At 74.0% G+C, this 17,411-nt stretch carries 16 protein-coding genes; 7 read left to right on the top strand and 9 right to left on the bottom strand.

Annotation, left to right across the window (positions count from 1 at the left end; translation table 11 throughout):
* The first annotated feature begins 279 nt into the window (after window positions 1–279).
* The 4 genes from QA802_RS38715 (at window position 280) to tgmB (ending at window position 3,549) form a co-directional block, all read left to right on the top strand.
* Window positions 280–1,464 (top strand): hypothetical protein, encoded by a 1,185-nt coding sequence (locus QA802_RS38715; protein WP_334533072.1) that lies wholly within the window; start codon window positions 280–282, stop codon window positions 1,462–1,464.
* 368 nt (window positions 1,465–1,832) lie between these two features.
* On the top strand, window positions 1,833–2,132 hold the full coding sequence (locus QA802_RS38710; protein WP_334533069.1) for a YkvA family protein: 300 nt from the start codon (window positions 1,833–1,835) through the stop codon (window positions 2,130–2,132).
* Window positions 2,133–2,354: 222 nt separating this feature from the next.
* Complete coding sequence (gene tgmA / locus QA802_RS38705) at window positions 2,355–2,546, top strand: putative ATP-grasp-modified RiPP (protein WP_107445626.1); 192 nt, start codon at window positions 2,355–2,357, stop codon at window positions 2,544–2,546.
* Window positions 2,547–2,562: 16 nt separating this feature from the next.
* On the top strand, window positions 2,563–3,549 hold the full coding sequence (gene tgmB / locus QA802_RS38700) for an ATP-grasp ribosomal peptide maturase (RefSeq protein ID WP_334533064.1): 987 nt from the start codon (window positions 2,563–2,565) through the stop codon (window positions 3,547–3,549).
* A 61-nt stretch (window positions 3,550–3,610) separates the two neighbouring features.
* Here tgmB and QA802_RS38695 read toward each other — a convergent pair whose 3' ends face one another.
* The 7 genes from QA802_RS38695 to QA802_RS38665 form a co-directional block, all read right to left on the bottom strand.
* Window positions 3,611–3,859, bottom strand: coding sequence for a DUF5133 domain-containing protein (locus tag QA802_RS38695; RefSeq protein ID WP_334533062.1), 249 nt, complete (start codon window positions 3,857–3,859; stop codon window positions 3,611–3,613).
* 105 nt (window positions 3,860–3,964) lie between these two features.
* Window positions 3,965–5,248 (bottom strand): ABC transporter substrate-binding protein, encoded by a 1,284-nt coding sequence (locus QA802_RS38690; protein ID WP_334533060.1) that lies wholly within the window; start codon window positions 5,246–5,248, stop codon window positions 3,965–3,967.
* Entirely contained in the window at window positions 5,245–6,351 is a 1,107-nt protein-coding gene (locus QA802_RS38685; RefSeq protein ID WP_334535170.1) for a branched-chain amino acid ABC transporter permease, read from the bottom strand. Before QA802_RS38685 ends, QA802_RS38690 begins: the two co-directional genes overlap by 4 nt.
* 52 nt (window positions 6,352–6,403) lie before the next feature.
* The gene (locus QA802_RS38680; protein ID WP_057581849.1) at window positions 6,404–7,300 is read right to left on the bottom strand and encodes a branched-chain amino acid ABC transporter permease; all 897 of its coding nucleotides are present in this window, start codon (window positions 7,298–7,300) and stop codon (window positions 6,404–6,406) included.
* Window positions 7,297–8,121: an ABC transporter ATP-binding protein gene (locus tag QA802_RS38675; protein WP_443042238.1), complete on the bottom strand. Its 825-nt coding sequence runs from the start codon at window positions 8,119–8,121 to the stop codon at window positions 7,297–7,299. Before QA802_RS38675 ends, QA802_RS38680 begins: the two co-directional genes overlap by 4 nt.
* Entirely contained in the window at window positions 8,118–8,900 is a 783-nt protein-coding gene (locus tag QA802_RS38670) for an ABC transporter ATP-binding protein (protein WP_334533058.1), read from the bottom strand. The genes QA802_RS38675 and QA802_RS38670 overlap by 4 nt, the downstream gene beginning before the upstream one ends.
* Window positions 8,901–9,384: 484 nt before the next feature.
* Window positions 9,385–10,767, bottom strand: a complete 1,383-nt coding sequence (locus tag QA802_RS38665; RefSeq protein WP_334533055.1) for a PucR family transcriptional regulator — start codon at window positions 10,765–10,767, stop codon at window positions 9,385–9,387.
* A gap of 279 nt (window positions 10,768–11,046) precedes the next feature.
* On the opposite strand from QA802_RS38665, the gene QA802_RS38660 reads away from it, so the two are divergent.
* Both QA802_RS38660 and QA802_RS38655 read left to right on the top strand, forming a co-directional pair.
* The gene (locus QA802_RS38660) at window positions 11,047–12,402 is read left to right on the top strand and encodes a type III PLP-dependent enzyme domain-containing protein (protein ID WP_334533052.1); all 1,356 of its coding nucleotides are present in this window, start codon (window positions 11,047–11,049) and stop codon (window positions 12,400–12,402) included.
* Window positions 12,403–12,503: 101 nt separating this feature from the next.
* The gene (locus QA802_RS38655; RefSeq protein ID WP_334533049.1) at window positions 12,504–12,722 is read left to right on the top strand and encodes a hypothetical protein; all 219 of its coding nucleotides are present in this window, start codon (window positions 12,504–12,506) and stop codon (window positions 12,720–12,722) included.
* A gap of 107 nt (window positions 12,723–12,829) precedes the next feature.
* Here QA802_RS38655 and QA802_RS38650 read toward each other — a convergent pair whose 3' ends face one another.
* Complete coding sequence (locus tag QA802_RS38650; RefSeq protein WP_334533046.1) at window positions 12,830–13,717, bottom strand: GNAT family N-acetyltransferase; 888 nt, start codon at window positions 13,715–13,717, stop codon at window positions 12,830–12,832.
* Window positions 13,718–13,946: 229 nt separating this feature from the next.
* On the opposite strand from QA802_RS38650, the gene QA802_RS38645 reads away from it, so the two are divergent.
* Complete coding sequence (locus QA802_RS38645; protein ID WP_334533043.1) at window positions 13,947–15,038, top strand: PP2C family protein-serine/threonine phosphatase; 1,092 nt, start codon at window positions 13,947–13,949, stop codon at window positions 15,036–15,038.
* Here the strand turns inward: QA802_RS38645 and QA802_RS38640 are convergent.
* Window positions 14,995–17,241, bottom strand: a complete 2,247-nt coding sequence (locus QA802_RS38640) for an MMPL family transporter (RefSeq protein WP_334533041.1) — start codon at window positions 17,239–17,241, stop codon at window positions 14,995–14,997. The genes QA802_RS38645 and QA802_RS38640 overlap by 44 nt on opposite strands.
* Between the last annotated feature and the right edge of the window lie 170 nt (window positions 17,242–17,411).

The following is a 17,411-nucleotide window of genomic DNA, read 5'->3' as shown; positions in this document are numbered from 1 at the left end:
GCGGCGAATGCGACGGATCCGGCGGACGCGGAGGACTCGGCAGCCCCGGTGAACGCGGCGCGGGCGCGGGGGACCCGGTGGAGACGGCCGACCGGGCGGATCCGGACGCGTGGCGGGCGTCGCGCCGGGGAAGGGGCTCCTGGACGGGGCGTCTTCGGGCGCCCTCGCCGCCACCTGTCGGACCACCCACCCCCGCGGCGGGCGATACTGGCCTTCGCACGTCGTCGCCCTGTCGTCGCCGCGCCGCCGCCCGGCCGCCCACCCCTCATGAACGGACCCATGCACATCGCCGCGACCGATTCGCCCATGACGCCCTCCACGGTGTGGCAGGCCCGTGGCCGCCACACCGGACCGACCGCGCCGGACGTCCTGCGCAAGAACCTCCAGACGCTCGAGGACGCCGGCGCCGTGCAGGATTTCGCCGAGCTTCCCGAAGCCGACACGCCCGACGGAGAGACCGCCTTCGAGGCCAGGTGGCAGCCCGAGGAGGACGTGACGGTCCGGGCCCGGCTCACCCTCGCCGAGTGGTCGGGCCGGGGCCAGGAGTGGACGCTGACGGCGGAGGCGGAGCGACCCTGGGACCAGCGCTGGCCGTCGCCCGCCGGCGTCTTCTGGCCCTGGGACGAGAACGCCCCGTGGGGCCACGAGACCGTCAACGGTGAACGTTTCCTCGACGTCAACCCGCTGCCCGCGGACGAGAAGGAGCTGAGGCGCACACTCCGGGCCGCCCTGCGCGACACCTGGGCCGTGCACTTCGTCGTCCACGAGGCGATGACACCCGACGAGCAGGGCAGCCGCTCGCTGGTCCCGCTGCTCCCGCCCGGGCTGCATCACCGGGTCGTCGAACACCGGGCTGCCCCGCACCAGCTGCGCACGGTGAACTGGGCCCTGAAGGAGTCCGGGGCGGAGGTGTCGCGCGGCGGGGCGCTGGTACTGCCCGGCGTGCCCGCTCCGGCCGACTACGACCCCGTCGCCTTCTCGGTGCGCAACGTGTTCCTGGACGGCACGCACCCCACCGAACTGCTGGACGCCGTCCAGCGCTTCGCCGCCCTGCCCCGCCCGCTGCCGGAGGGCGGCGACACCGCGCTCACCGTGCTGCGCGAGGAGTGGCAGCTGCTGACCCTGGAGGAGGAACTCGCCCGCGAGCGTGCGCTGGTGGTGATGTACAAGGACGCGCTGGAGGCGATGACCGAGTCCCGGGATCTGTACCGGGAGGCCGCCGAGCACGCCCACGAGGCGCTGGCCGCGTACCGGGAGGCCGCAGCCGAGGCAGGAGTGCCGCGGCAGGCGCCTGCCAAGCGGAGCAGCTCGCCGTTCCAGCAGCTGGGCCGCACCCTGGAGCGGTTCAAGGAGTCCACCAAGAGCCTGCGGCCGGTGCCGGCGAGCACCTCTGCCGAGGGGCCGGAGCAGGGCCGCGCGCCCGAGGCCGACGGCGAAGAGCCCGGGGCGACGCCGCACCCGTAGGCACGGGCCGGCGTCCCGCGCGCACCACATCACCCGGCGCGCGGGGGACGCCGACAGCGATCGCCCCGCGCGCGCATCGCACGGCGTGCGCGCGACGTCCCCCGCGCGCCTCGTCCCCCGCGCGCGCCTCGTCCCGCACCCTCGCCTCGTCCCGCGCGCGTGGCCCTCCCCCTTGTGAGGCCGTCCGGCCGGTCGCGTGACTCGATCGCGGCACCCCTGCGCCGGCGTCCGATGCGGTATTCCTGCCGGAAACGGGCATTCGAGCACCCGAAGCGGGGAAATCGACAGACAGGGACCGCGACTCGGGGTCCGGACCGCAAGCGCGGAGCACGGCCGGACGTAGCGCGACGGACCACAGGGGAGGGCCCGTGGATGCGCCAACCACGCTCGTCGTCGTCGTGGCGGTGGCGGCCGTCGCGCTGTTCGCCGCGGCCGCCGCGGTGCTGACCCGGCTGGTCAGAACCCGCCGGGGTCTCAGACGGGCCGGACTGCCCACCGGCCCGCGCTGGGTGTTCTGGGGGGCGGTCCTGTACTTCGTGTTTCCGGCCGATCTGCTGCCGGATCCGGTCTACCTCGACGACATCGGCATCCTGGTGCTGGCCCTCCGTTCGCTGCGTCGCGCCCCCGACCGCACCACCGGGCACCTGTCCGAGCGGCTCCCCGACTGACCGCTCCGAAGAACGTTTTCACCAACGCTCGACCCGATCTCCCCTGCTCCACGCCCTGCTCGGCGCCCAACTCCCCGACGATCACGGAGAGTAAGGAAACCAACCACCCGTTCGATTCGTATAAGTGACTGAAGGCGCACCAATCCAGCACCACGCAGCGGGCCCGAGTGACGTCGCACAGCGGCACCGCTTGATCGAGGCAGTACCGACGAGGGAGAGACGATGCAACCGTTCACGCTCAACTACGCACGCCCCGCGGCTGAGTTGGAGTTTGCCACTCCGTATGCCTACGACCCCGGAATGCAGTTGAACGTACTTTTCGACGGCCGGATCGCCGCTCGCGACCACGCCCTCCTGAGAGAACTGGCGACCACCACCTCGACAGCGGGCTCCAAGACCCACTTCGACGACTGAACACAGGCCGACGAAAATGACCGTGCTCATCCTGACCTGTGAAGAGGACGTCACGGCGGACATGGTGGTCGTGCACCTGAACGCCGCGGGCGTCCCCGTCGTCCGGCTCGATCCGGCCGATCTGACCCATACCGTCGCACTCTCCGGCGAGTACGTGCACGGAGCCTTTCGTGGCCATCTGTCCTCCGCCGGGCGGCTGGTGAGCCTCGAGGGGCTGCGATCGGTGTGGGTCCGCCGGCCCGGCTCCCCGGCTGCCCGGGCGCCCCAGCCGTCCGCGTGGCTGACGGAGGAGGCCTCGCAGGCGCTGTACGGCATGCTCCGAGCGACCGGGGCGCGCTGGATGAACCATCCGGACGCGTCCGTACGGGCCCGGCACAAGCCCTGGCAGCTACGGCTCGCACAGCGCAGCGGCCTGCCGGTGCCGGCCACGATCGTCACGACGTTCCCGCAGGCGGCCCGTGCGTTCGCGGACCGCTATCCGGACCTGGTGGTCAAGCCGGTGTCCGGGGCGCATCCGCAGGATCCGCCCCGGGCGGTGCCCACCACCCGGGTCCCGCCGGACGCCGACTTCGCCGCCGTCGCCTACGGTCCGACGCTGCTGCAGCGCCGGGTGGCCAAGCGGGCCGACATCCGGCTGACCGCGGTCGGCGAGCGCATCCTCGCCGCCCGCAAGGAGACCGTCCCCGGCGGCGACCCCGACGTGGTGGACGTGCGCTACTCGCCCTCCGCGACGCCCTGGTGCCCCGTCGACGTGCCGCCGCGCCTGGCCGAGGCGGTGCGGACGTATCTACGGGAGGCGGAACTCGCCTACGGGGCCTTCGACTTCGCGGAGGACGCCGACGGCACCTGGTGGTTCCTGGAGTGCAACCAGTCGGGACAGTTCGGCTTCGTGGAGGTGGACACCGGTCAGCCGATCGCCCGCACCATCGCCGAGTGGCTGGCCGGGCCGCCGACCGAGCGCGATGCCCGGCGCGCCGACCGGTGCGGTTCCACGGCCCAATGAACGCCCCGACGCGGCGGGAACTCGGAGAGCTCCGCCGCGCCGGGTCCGTCCGCCCGCCGCCTCAGACGGCCAGCGACAGGCCGTCCGAGCCCTCGGCATGCGTGCGCGTCACCGGAGCGGACTCCAGCAGGGCGTCCGCCGCGGCGACCGCCTCGCGGACGTCGGCGGTGCCCATGAGCACGCACAAGGTGTACGTCACGTCCTGGAGTTCACGAGCCGCCTGCGGCGTCTCCCTCTCCGCCTGAGCGATCTTCAGCGTCGCGTAGCGGGTCAGCAACGTCCTGGCGATTTTCGGGTCCGGAACGATCACGAGCGCCCCTCTCTCTGTTGTGCGCTGCGTGTGCCCGGACTCCGGCGAATCATGCATGTCACACGGACTTGTCACTCTCCAGGGGCACGATCCGGCCACGCACGGTCACTGCGCACGGTCGGCCAGGTACTCGGTGACGCCCGGCGCCTGGTGCGCGTCCTCCACGACCACCACACCGCCGAGCGCCTTGGCGTCCGGCTTGAGCACATAGGTGGACAGGGCGGCGGGCTTGGCGACGTCGGAGAAGTCCTGCGGCGAGCCGAGGCCGGTGTCGGCGTTCTTCTGCGAGCGGTGCGCCTTCACGACGTCCTCCCGGGCCAGGCTGCCGGCCGCGCAGGCCTTCTTGAGGTCGGCGCCGAGCAGTTGCGCGGCGTTGTAGCCGGACAGCGTGCCGGCGTCCACCGGGGAGTCCGGGTACTTCTTGCCGTAGGCGGCCGCCATCCGCCGGACGCCGGGCAGGTCGGAGCTCACGGCTGGCACCGCGCTCACCACGTTCAGCATGGCGAGCAGGGCGGGTGCGGCGGGGGTCTTCATCAGCTGGGGCGCGAAGCCGGGCGCGCTGCTGACGACGGGCACCCGCAGCCCGCGCGAGGCGGCGACCCCGACCAGCGAAGCCGTCTGCGCCGGACCCGCGCTGATCAGGACGGCCTTCACGCCCGCCTTGCGCAGCGCCGACACCTGCGCCGACAGATCCGTGTCGGTCGCCTTGATCTTCTGCGGCACGATCGTGAGCCCCGCCCGCCCGGCCGCCCAGGTGGACCCTTCCAGGGCGTTGGCGCCGTAGTCGCCCTCGAAGTAGACATGGCCGACGGAGTCGCCCTTGGCCAGGCCCTTGGTCCGGGTGAGCAGGTCGACGGCGGCGATCATGTCGACGTCGTAGGTGGTGCCGACGACCTGGACGGCGTCCTTGCCGAGCAGGGAGGCCGCCCACGCCTGCGGGAAGGTCAGCAGGCGGTCGCGTTCGATGTCGTCGAGGAGGGCGGCGACCACCGGCGATCCGACGACCTGCGGCAGGGCGACGACGTCCGGGGCGAGGTCGGCGTACGCGGTGACCGCCTTCTGCACGTCGTAGCCATGGTCCTTGACCACGATCTCGACCTTGCGGCCGCAGACCCCGCCGGCCGCGTTGGTCTCGTCGGCCCACATCTGCTGGGCCTGCACGATGGACTTGCCGAGGGTGGCGTAGGGGCCGGTCAGGTCGGTGAGAGCGCCCAGCCGGATCGTCTTGTCGGTCACTCCCGGGCCCGCCTTGACGCCGTCGGCGCCTTCGGAACCACCGCCGCCGCCCCCGGCCTTGGAGCTGCAGCCGGTGGCCGTGACGAGCAGCGCCGCGAGCGCGGCGGCGAGGACGGGGACGGGAGTGCGGTGTCTGCGCTGCGTGCGGTTCACGGGGTGGGCTCCTTGGCTCGGACTGCGGAGGCGGGTGGACGGTTCGCGGCCGCCGGGGACGGGGCGGCGGGTCGCAGACGGGCGTGGACGCGGCGGACGAGGCCACGCAGTCCGTCGGGGGCGTACAGCAGGACGAGGACGATGGCCGCGCCGTACAGGTAGCGGGCCGCCTCGGTCGGGCCGATCCCGCCGTCGCCGGCGCCGGGGGCGGTCACCAGCGGCAACTGGTCGGCGTAACGGGTCATCAGCAGGGGCAGCGCGGTGACGAACACGGCGCCCGCGGCGGCTCCGGCGACGGATCCCAGTCCGCCTATGACGATCATCGCCAGGTAGTCGACCGAGAGGGCCAGCCCGAAGTAGTCGGGGACCACCCGGCGGAAGGCCAGCGCGAGCAGGACCCCGGCCAGGCCCGCGTACATCGACGACACGACGAAGGCCGCCGAGCGGTGGCGGGCGACGTCGACGCCCATCACCGCGGCCGCGGTCTCGCTGTCGCGCAGCGCCGTCAGGGCACGTCCCGGGCGTCCGCGCAGCAGGCCGCGCGCGGTCCACCAGGTGCCGGCCAGCAGCACCAGCCCGAGGTACCACAGGCGTTCCTCGCCGCCGAACGGCACGCCGAGGACGACGAGCGAGGAGCCGTCGCCGGCGAAGGAGAACCCGCCGAAGGTCAGCGGGGGCACCGATCGGCCGTTGAAGCCGCCGGTGACGGAGTCGGCGGTGAGCAGCACATGGTGGCCCAGGAAGACCAGGGCGAGCGTGGCGACGCCCAGGTAGATGCCGCGCACCCGGCCCGCGACGGGACTGAAGAGCCCGCCGGCCGCCCCCGCCAGCAGCACCGCGAGGAGCGCGGCGAGCGTGGTCGGCAGCCCGGGGCCGGGTTCGCCGGCCAGCCAGGTGTAGCCGTACGCGCCCACGGCGAGGAAGAAGGCGTGGCCCAGGGAGAGCTGTCCTGCGGCGCCGGTGAGCAGGCCGAGGCCGACGGCGCCGATGGCGGCGGCCATCGAGAACAGGCCGATGCGCAGCCAGAAGGCGTCGACGTAGAAAGGCGGCGCGCACAGCAGGAGTGCCGTCAGGAGCACGCCCGCGCCCTTGGGGACGCGCACGGGTACGAACCGCTCGAGGACGCGCGCGGACACGGGCCGCTCGGGGGTGCGCTCAGACACGAGCCGCTCCCTTCGCGCCGAACAGCCCGGTGGGACGCACCAGCAGGACGGCGACCATCACCGCGTACGGGGCGACGTCGCCGAACCCTTCGCCCAGCACGTGCAGTTCGGACTGGTAGCCCGCGGCGAGGGCCTCGGTCAGGCCGATGAGGAGGCTGCCCGCGAGGGCGCCGGGCGGCGAGGCCAGTCCGCCGAGGATCGCCGCCGGGAAGGCGTTGAGGGCGATCTGGCCGGTTGTCCGCTCCAGTCCGGGGGCGGGGAAGGCGGCGAGGAACACGGCCGCCAGGGCGGCGAGGGCGCCGGCCAGGCACCAGGCGAGCATCCGCACCCGGCTCAGCCGCACCCCCATCAGGGCCGCGGCTTCCGTGTCCTCGGCGGCGGCCCGCAGGGCGAGGCCCCAGGGTGTGAAGCGGAACAGGGCGAAGACGCCGCCGATGGCCAGCGCGGACACGACGATCGCGGCGATCCGGCTGTCGGCGACGGTCACGGAGCCGAGCCGGGTCACCGAGTCGCCCCAGGGGTCGCCGAGGGTGAGCAGGTCGCCGCCGATGCGCCGGGACAGGTCGGTCAGCAGCACGATGTCGACGCCGATGGTGACGATGGTCTGCACATGGGCCGCCCCGGGGTCGGGGTCGCCGCGTTGCAGCAGCAGCCGGTCCAGTGCGCCGGCGAGCGCCGCGGTCGCCAGGACGGACACCGCGAGCGCGCCGGCGAATCCCAGGTCGTCGTGGAGGACGGCGGTCAGGTAGCCGCCGAACAGCAGCAGGGACCCGTGGGCGAAGTTGAGCACGCCCGACGCCTTGAAGATGACGACGAAGCCGAGCGCGACCAGGGCGTAGACCGCGCCGAGGGCGAGACCTGCGAGGACGCTGTCGAGGAAGGCGGTCATGCGGGGTCCTCTCCGGGGACGCCGAGGTAGGCGCGCAGCACCTCGGGGTGGGCGCGCACCTCGTCGGGTGAGCCGTGGGCGAGGGTCCGGCCGAAGTCGAGGACCGTGACCTCGTCGGCGAGACGCATCACCAGGCCCATGTCGTGCTCCACGAGCAGTACGGACAGGCCGAGTCGCGCGCGGACGGCGGCGATCGCCTCGGCCGTGCGGGCGCGTTCGGCGCCGTTCATGCCGGCGACCGGCTCGTCGAGGAGCAGCACGCGCGGCTCCAGGCACAGGGCACGGGCGAACTCCACGCGTTTGCGGTCGCCGTAGGACAGCAGCGCGACGTGGGTGTCGAAGTGGGCGGCGAGGCCGGTGAGTTCGGCGATCTCGCCGGCCCGGTCGCGGTGCGCCCGCTGTTCGCGCACCGCCCGGGGCAGGTGCAGCGCGCTGGCGGCGAAACCGGCCCGCGACAGGGCGTGCCGGCCGAGCATCAGGTTGTCGGCGACGGTGCCCTCGGTGGTGACGATGTTCTGGAAGGTGCGGGCGACGCCGAGGGCGGCGATCCGGTGCGGGGCGAGTCCGGTCAGTTCGGTGTCCCCGAGCCGGACCCGTCCGGACTCCGGGCGGCACAGGCCGGACAGGACGTTGAAGCAGGTCGACTTCCCGGCGCCGTTCGGTCCGATGAGGGCGTGCACGGAGCCCGGCGCGACGGTGAGGGAGACGGCGCCGAGAGCGGTCAGGCCCGCGAAGCGCACGGTGACGTCCTCGACGTGCAGGGCGGGGGGCGGCGCCGCGGGACGGTCGCCCGCGGTTATCCGGGCGGTGCGGATGTTCACGCGGCCCCCTGGTCGTCGGCCGGGTCGCCGAGGTAGAGGCGGCGCACCGCGTCCGTGCGCGCGAGCTCGTCGGCGGGGCCGGACAGCCGGACCTCGCCCACCTCGAGGACGTGGGCCTGGCCGGCGAGGGACAGCGCCATGCCCGCGTTCTGCTCGACCAGCAGGACCGCCGTGCCCTGGGCGTTGATCTCGCGGATCACCTCGGCGATCCGGTGCACCATGCGCGGGGCGAGGCCGAGGGAGGGCTCGTCGAGCAGCAGCAGCCGGGGCGCGGCCATCAGGGCCCGGCCGATGGCCAGCATCTGCTGCTCGCCGCCGGACAGCAGCCCGGCCGCCTGCCGCCCCCGTTCGGCGAGCACGGGGAAGAGTGTGTGCACCCGCTCCCGTGCCGCGTGAAGCTGTCCGGCGGTGCGCCGTCCGGGGCCGAGGTCTCCGGCGCGCAGGTTCTCCTCGACGGTCAGTCCTGCGAAGACCCGGCGGCCCTCCGGGACCTGGACGACGCCGGCCCGCACCGCCGCGACCGGGTCACGGCCGTCCAGGATCGTGCTCCCGTAGCGGATCAGGCCGGCGGTGACGGCGCCGCGGTGCAGCCGGAGGGTGCCCGAGACGGCCCGCAGCAGCGTGGACTTGCCGGCGCCGTTGGCGCCCAGCAGGGCCACCACCGCGCCGTGCGGGACGGTCAGGGACACGGAGCGCAGGGCCGACAGGGCCCGCCCGTACGTCACGTCGAGGCGTTCGACGTGCAGGGCGGGCCGCTCCTGCGGGGGCGCCTGGGGCATCGCGGCTCCTCAGAACCGTGCCCGTGGGCACGGCGTTCGGGGGCAAGGGAGCTCACGACAGCACGGCGGGCGAGGAGCGGTACAGGCACGGCGCCGGGGTCGCTGCGCACAACCAACAGAGGCCGGGACGGCTTGTGCGGCTGCCCAGAGGGCGGCGGGTCCGGGCGGCCCGCCGGGGCCTGCGCGGCGGGCTCCGGGCGAGGCCGGCAGCGCCCCGGGCGAGCCGGCGGGGCTCCGGACGGCCCACGCGAGACCGGCGAAAAACACCAGCCGCCACGCAAGACCGGCGGAGACACGGGCCCCATGCGAGGCCGGCGCAAGCCACGCCTCACGCGAGGCCGGCAGCGCTCCGGGTAGCCCACGCGAGGCCGGGCGAAAACACCAGCCGCCACGCAAGACCGGCGGAGACACGGCCATCGTGCAAGGCCTGCGGAGCCACAGGCCTTGCCGCGCGAGGCCGACGGGAGGCAGGCCTCACGCGGGGTCAGCGGGGGTAGAGACCCCGCGCCGTCAGGGCGAGGCTGACCTCCATCAGGTCGGCCGGACGGGCCAGCGACCGGCCCGTCAGCTGCTCGTAGCGGCGCAGGCGGTTGAGGACGGTGTTGCGGTGGCAGTACAGCCGCTCCCCCGCCCGTTGGGCGGAGCCGTCGCAGGCCAGCCAGGCGGCGAGGGTGTCGAGCAGGACGGCCTCGTCGGCGGGCTCCAGGTTCCCCAGCGGGCCGAGCGCGCGCTCGACCAGCGCCGCGCCCAGGTCGGGGGCGGAGACCACGAGGGCGGCCGGGAGGTGTTCGGTCAGCCGGATCGCGCCGCCGGCCCGCGGGCACAGGCCCAGCGCGACGTCCGCGAGCCGGCGGGCGTCGCCGACCGCGGCGAGTCCCGTCACGGCCGTGCTGACGCCCGTCCGCGCGCCGCCCGCGACCGGTGCGACGACGGACGACCCGGCTCCGGTACCGCCCCCGGTCCCGGTTCGGGTCCTGGCTCCGGTCCTGGGTCCGGTTCCGGCGGGCGGTGGCCGCTCGTGGCCTGAGCGGCCGAGTGCCCCGGCGTCGACGTCGTCGTCCAGCAGCATGATGCCGTAGTCGACCTCGACGCCGGTGTGCCAGTACACGCGGGCGCCCCGCGCGAGGGCGGCCCGCACTCCGGCGCCGTCGGAGGGGCAGCCGGCCGCCACCGCCGCCACGACGTACCGCCCCTCCTCGGGGAGGTCCAGCGCCTGCGCGGTCTCCGGCAGGTCGGCGATGCGGCTGGCGCCGTCCAGCAGCGCGCCGGCCAGCACCCGCAGCCGGTTCTCGCGCCGCCAGGCGAGCTGCCGTTCGACCTGCCGGTAGGCGTCCGCGACGAGGGTGCAGTGCTCGTCGACGAAGTTCCACACGTCGGTAGCGACGTGCACGAGCAGCCGTACGTCCTCGGGGGCGGTCCGGGCGGTCTCGTCGATGAGGCCCTGCCACACCAGGGACCCGCCCAGCCGGAACGCGTGCAGCAGTGCGTCCAGCGGCAGGCCCTGTTCCACGCGGGTCGCGCCGATCCGCCACGAGCACCGGCGGGCCGCGTCCCGGCTGCCGCGCGGGTCCAGCAGCGAGGACACGCTGTGCCGCAGCGACCGGTGCACCTCCTGCCAGGTCTCGGTCGGGTCGCACGTCACCGCGGCGCGGTAGGCGGGCTCCTGCTCCTGCAGCACGGCGACCAGCCGGTCGGTGAGACCGGCCAGGTCCTCCAGCAGCACCCGGGCGGCCCGGTGCAGGACCCGCAGGGCGTCGGCGTCGATCAGTGACCGGACTGGCTGCGGACGCGGCCGGTGGACGGGCGCCGCCGCGGGGGCGTCCGCCGCCGGAGGGAAAGCGGTCCGTGACCGTAGGGCGTGATGCATCGCGGTCCTCCCCCGGGGCGCCGCCCCGCCGTCCGACTCGTCCTGCCCCGAAGGATGACATACCGTCCGGTCGGTCCCTAGGGGTGTGCAGTCATCTTCTTTTCGGCCCGCTCAGCCGTCCCGGTGCCCGTACGGGCCGATTCGGCGCGATTGGACGCGCGGGCACACGCCCTGCGCCGGGAAGGCATCCCCCAGGGGGTAGCAGAGGGGAAGGCTTCCCCCGCGCACCCCGCCCCACGCCCCCGCCCCGCCCCGCCCCGCCCGAAGGAGACCGCCGACATGCCGCCCCCCACCGAGAACCAGCAGAGCGACGTCACCCCCGTCGCGCTCGCCGTCCGCCAGGCCGTCGCGGACGGCCTGATCGGCGAGGGCCGGCCGGTGGCCGGTTTCGTGGACGTCCGGGGCGTGCGGAGCAGCGTCGCCGCGTTGCACGAGGCGTTCGCCCGCACGCCGGACGTGCTGCACACCTTCGCCGCCAAGGCCTGTCCACTGGTGCCGGTGCTGCGCCTGCTCGCCGACGCGGGCATGGGCTGCGAGGTGGCCAGCCCCGGCGAGCTGCGGCTCGCGCTGGACGCGGGCTTCACCCCTGCGCGCATCGTGCTGGACTCGCCCGCCAAGACCCGCGCCGAGATCCGCGAAGCTCTCGAACTGGGCGTCGCGCTCAACGCGGACAACCTCGACGAGCTCGACCGGATCGACGCCCTGCGCCCCGCCGGCTGCGGGTCCGTGCTCGGCCTGCGGGTCAATCCGCAGGTCGGCGGCGGGTCCATCGGCGCGATGAGTACGGCGACCGCGACTTCGAAGTTCGGCGTGGCGCTGCGCGACCCGGGGGCCCGCGCCCGTGTCGTCGAGGCGTTCGCGCGGCGGCCGTGGCTGACCCGGCTGCACGCGCACGTGGGCTCGCAGGGCTGCCCGCTGCCGCTGATCGCGGAAGGCCTCGCCGACGTTCACCGGCTCGCCGAGGACGTCGACGACCGGGTAGGCCGCCGTCAGGTGACCAGTGTCGACCTCGGCGGCGGGCTGCCGGTGAACTTCGCCGACGACAGGGTCACGCCCACCTACGCCGACTACGTAGCCGCGCTCACCGCGGCGGAGCCGGCGCTGCTGGACGGCCGCTACCAGGTGGTCACCGAGTTCGGCCGGTCCCTGATCGCCAAGAACGGGTTCACCGCCGCCGTCGTCGAGTACGTCAAGGACGCCGGCGGGCGCCGGATCGCGCTCACCCACGCGGGCGGACAGGTCGCCACCCGGACCGTACTGATGCCGGACGCCTGGCCGCTGCGGATCTCCGCGTTCGGCCCGGACGGCCTGCCCAAGCGGACGCCGCTCGTGCGGCAGGACGTCGCCGGGCCGCTCTGCTTCGCGGGGGACGTGGTGGCGCACGACCGGCCGCTGCCCGCGCTCGCCGAGGGGGACCTGGTGGTGCTCCACGACACGGGCGGCTACTACTTCTCGGCGCACTGGGCGTACAACAGCCTGCCGCGGCCCGCGGTGTACGGCGCTCTGCTCGACGCGGGCCGTGTCGTGTTCGCCGTGATCCGTCCGGCCCAGTCGGTGCGGGAGATCTCCGCGGAGAGCGGCCTGGCGCAGGCCGACGCCCTCCTCACGGGTTTCGACGCGCCGTTTCGCCGCTGACGGCGTCCGGCAGTCCGGCAGTCCGGCAGTCCGGCAGTCCGGCACGCATCAGCGGCCCGAATCGGAGCACTCGGCAGGAGTCGTCTGCCGAGGAGAGAACCGTGCTCTGGGTCGCCGTACTGCTTCTGCCGCTGCTGTCCGTCCTGCTGGCGGTGATGGACCGCGTCGAGACACGCCTGCTCGCCCCGGCTCCCGCCCACCGGCGTCACGCCTCGCCCCGACGGCGGCTGCGCCTGATCCGCGGCGGGGCGTCCGACGCCCCGCCGCCGGGCGCCCGCGCGACCGAGGACCTCCCCGGGTCACAGACCCGGGCCGCCTGACCTCGCGGAGCGCCCTGACGCTCAGCGACGGCTCTCCCCAGGCGGCGCGACCGGGGCGCCACGACCGTCAGCGGCGCCCGGCGGCGGCGCCCCGCGCCCCGCGCCCGTCAGTCGAGCTGGAAGTTGACGCGCTCGCGGACGACCGGGTAGCCGGCCTTCGCGAAGTGGGCCGCCATCGGATGGTTGGTCCGGTCGGTGGCCGCGGCGATGAACTCCGCGCCCTGCTCGGCGAGATGGTGCGTGCACTCGGCGAGCAGGTCGTAGGCGTAGCCGTGGCCGCGGTGTTCCGGCAGCACGCCGATGAAGCCGACGCACGGACCGGACGGATTGTGGGCCGGGACGTGGATGCCGGCCAGTGCGCCGTCCGCGGTACGGGCGACCTGCCACCACTCGCGTGGGGACGGGCACCAGCGGAAGAAGTCGATCTCCTGCTGGGCGGCCCGGTCGAGCCCGCCCTCGGCGATGGCCTTCAGCGCGTGGGCGTCGAGGGTGTCGGAGTGGATGCGGCGCAGAGCGTCGAAGAAGACCGCGTCCTCGGGCTCGGACGCGAAGCGCAGCCGTCCGGGGCGTTCGGGCAGCCCGCACGACGGGGTCCAGCGGTAGACGAAGCGTTCCACCAGCGGGGTGTGTCCGGCCGCGCGGGCCGCCGCGTGCCGGGCCTCGGCGGCGGCCCGCACGGCGGGATCCGCACGCCAGTCTCCGGGCAGGACGAGATCCAGGCCTACCCGCCAGGGCGCGGTGCGCAGGAGTTCCGCGCCCGCCTCCTCCTCGCCGTCGGCGAAGTCGAACCACTCGACCGTCAGCGGCTCCGTGTCGTCGGGGCCGCCCCACCAGGCGGCGCGGGCGACGACGAGGCCGTCGCGCAGGGCGACCCGCTTCCAGTGCGGCCGGTAGGTGGCATGGGCGAACGCCTCGGCGGCGCGCAGCGGGTCGGGCAGGGTGTCGAAGAGATGGACGTCGCTCTCGTCGAGAGCGCGGATGACCAGATCGGTCATGGATTCCTCCGGGTCGCGTACGGCAGGGCGCTCCCGGGGCGTCGGACGGTCGTCAGACGCGGCACGCCGGGGTCACGGGGCGGGAGCGCGGGTCGGGTGTCGACTGCATGGCGCTCGCCTCCTTCCGTGGGCGTCCGGGCGTGCGCTCACACGCTAGGGGGCGGCGTTCGACGGCGTCCACTGCTTTTCCCGGCATGCGCCGGCCGGCGCCGAGGGGGAGCGTGGGGGTGTGGGAGCACAGGACGGGGACCGGCGGGGCTGGTTGCGGGGCGCGCCGCCGCCTCACTGGGTGCGGGCGCTGCCGCTGCTGCTGGTGGCGGGCATCTGCGTGGCCACGCTGGTCAGTCCCGGCCCGCTGGACATCGGCTTCCTGCTGGGCGCGATCCCGCCGCTGGCTGTGTTGTCGTACGGTCCCGCGGTGACCGCGGTACTCGGCGCGGCCGTGCTCGTCATGCTCGGCATGCCCGCGTTCCAGCTCGACCGGCCGGGGCAGACCGACGTGCTGACGGTGTTCTTCGTCGCGGCGCTGAGTGTGTTCGTGGCGTTCGTGCGCCGCCGCCGGGACGTACAGCTGGACACCGAGCGCACCATCGCGGAGGCGGCTCAGCGGGCAGTGGCGCCGCCGGTGCCCGAGCGGGTGGGGCCGGTGCGGTGCGCCGGTCTGTACCGGGCGGCGCAGCGCGGAACGCTGGTGGGCGGGGACTTCTTCGACGTCCGGGAGAGCGTCCACGGGGTGCGGGCGGTGCTGGGAGACGTGCAGGGGCACGGGCTGGCGGCGGTGGCGACGGTGTCCTCGCTCCTCGGGGCGTTCCGGGAGGCGGTGCTCGACCAGCCGGACCTTGCGTCGGTGGCGGCCCGTCTGGACCGCAGGCTGGTGGTGGACTCGGCGCGGGTCGCGCACGCCGAACTGTTCGCGACGGCCGTGCTGGTGGAGTTCACCCCGGACGCGGACGCCGTGCGCGTCGTCGTCTGCGGGCATCCGCCGCCGATGCTGCTGCGCGACGGCACGGTCAGCGAGGTGGACGTAGTGCCGTGGACGCCGCTGGGGCTGGGCCTGCCCGGGGGCGCTCCGGTCAGCGCCCGCGTCGTGCCGCTGCGCCCCGGCGACCGGCTGTTCCTCGCCTCCGACGGCGTCTCGGAGGCCAGGAACGCCGCGGGTGTGTTCTACCCGCTCCTGGACCGGCTGCCCGCGCTGGCGGCCGGCGCCGACCCGGCCACCACGGCCGGCCGGGTCTGGACGGACGTGCGGCGCCACTGCCCCGACGTCCGCGACGACGTCACGATGCTGGTCCTCGCGCCGACGCCGACGGCGGACCGCTGAGGTTCTCCGCGTCGCCCTCGGCGTCGATGTGCGGCAGGAGCCGGTCCAGCCACCGCGGCGTCCACCAGGCGTGCGACCCGAGCAGGGTCATCACGGCGGGCACCATGAGCAGTCGCACCACGGTGGCGTCGATCAGCACGCTGACGGCGAGGCCCAGGCCCAGCATCTTGACGACGATGTTGTCGCTGATGATGAACGCCGCGAACACGCTCACCATGATCAGGGCGGCGCAGGTGATGACGCGCGCGGTGATCTCCAGGGCGTGGGCGACGGAGTCCTTGGCGTCGCCGGTGCGCAGCCACGCCTCGTGCACACGGGACAGCAGGAAGATCTCGTAGTCCATGCTGAGGCCGAAGATGATCGCGAACATCATCATCGGCACATAGCTCTCGATGGGCACGTCCCCGTTGACGCCAAGCGCGGGACCGCCCCAGCCCCACTGGAAGACGGCGACGACGACGCCGTAGGAGGCGGTGATGGACAGGACGTTGAGGACGGCGGCCTTGACGGCGACGAGCAGGCCGCGGAACACGGCGAGGATGATCAGGAAGGCGAGGCCGACGACCACGCAGATGATCAGCGGGAGCCGGCTGGCGACGATGTCGCGGAAGTCGACCTGGGCAGCCGTGGTGCCGGTGACATAGCCCTTGGCGTCGTAGCCGGAGACCGCGCCCGGCAGGGTCGTGTCCTTGAGCCGGTTGGTCAGGTCGGTGGTGACGGCGTCCTGCGGGGCCTGGGTGGAGTAGACGGTGGCGATCAGGACGTCGCCGTCCTGGGTGGGCGTCAGCGGGGTGACGGTGGCCGCGTCCGGCACGGCGTTCAGCGTCTTCTGCGCCTGGGACTGCAGGTCGGAACGCTTGTCCGAGGGGACGGACGTCTGGTCGACGACGATCGTGAGGGGGCCGTTGGAGCCGGGCCCGAAGGCGTCGGTCATCAGGTCGTAGGCGCGCCGGTCGGTGAAGGAGGTCGGGTCGGCGCCGTCGCCGATGTGACCGAGCTGGATGGAGAAGACGGGGACGGCGAGGATCGCGATGACGGCGACCCCTGCGCCGAGGTACCGCCAGGGCCGGCGTTCGACGCGTTTGGCGTAGCGGTGCCAGGTGCCGTGCGGGGTGGCGCCGGGTTCGGCGTCGGTCTCGGCGACGGGTCGGCGCACGTGCCAGCGGTCGATGTGGCGGCCGATGAGCCCGAGCATGGCGGGCACGAGCGTGAGGGCCGCGATCACGGCGGAGACGACGGTGACGGCGGCGGCGACGCCGAGTTTGCCGATGAAGGACACCCCGGACGCGTACAGCCCGGCCAGCGCGATGATCACGGTGGTGCCGGAGACGAGGACGGCGCGGCCGCTGGTGGCGGTGGCGTGTCCGGCGGCCTCGGCGGGATCGGCTCCGTCGATCAGGTTCTGCCGGTGCCGGGTGATCAGGAACAGCGCGTAGTCGATGCCGACGCCCAGGCCGATCATGGTGGCGAGGGTGGGGGAGACGGTCGCGAAGGTGAACGCGGCGGCCAGCAGTCCGAGGACGGCGAGTCCTCCGACCACCCCGATCAGCGCGGTGATCAGCGGTAGTCCGGCCGCGAGGACGCTGCCGAAGCCGACGAGCAGGACCACGATCGCTACCGCGAAGCCGATCCCCTCGCTGATGAAGTCGTTGGCCTTGGGGCGGGCCAGTTCGCCGAGCGAGCCGCCGTACTCGACGTCGGCGCCGGCCGCCCGCAGCGGCTGGACGGCCTGGTCCACGCCGTTCAGGTAGGCGTCGCCGAGGGTGTTGGGCTGCTGGTCGAAGCGGATGGTGAGGTACCCGGTCTTGCCGTCGCTCGACACCGGGCCGACCTTGGTGGGGGTCTGTGTGAGGGGGTTCTGCACCGACAGGACGTGGGGCAGTTTCTGCAGGTCGCCGACCGTGGTGGACATCTGCGAGCTGAGCGCGCTCAGGGCCTGCCGGTCGTCGTGCAGGACGATCTGCGCGCTGTAGCCGCCGGCCTGCGGGTCGTGCGCCTCGAGGACGTCGAGGCCCTTCTGCGACTGCGTGTCCGAGAGTGCGAAGTCGTCCTCGAAGGTGCCGCCGACGGCTCGGTCGATCACCTGGAGGGCGACCAGGGCCACCAGCCAGGCGATGATCACGACGAGGAAGTGACGGGCGCACCAGGCGCCGAGCCTGCGCAGTGCCCCCCGTCGGGGTTTCCCGGCAGTGGTGGGTTCCATGAGCTGGGCCTTCCATGCCGTGCGGCGTCACCGCACAGTGGTTGGGTCGCCCCGACACCGCCCATTAGACCTCCGCCGGATCATCGCGGCATCTCGGACCGGGGTGATCGGGATTGCGGGGCGCGGCCGCAGGATGAATGGTGTTAGTACATTCCTTCGGACGCGAGGAG

Origin of the sequence: Streptomyces sp. B21-105, from assembly GCF_036898465.1 — a bacterium.
In the GTDB taxonomy this organism is placed as follows: domain Bacteria; phylum Actinomycetota; class Actinomycetes; order Streptomycetales; family Streptomycetaceae; genus Streptomyces.
This window is presented reverse-complemented; position numbering and strand designations above follow the sequence as displayed.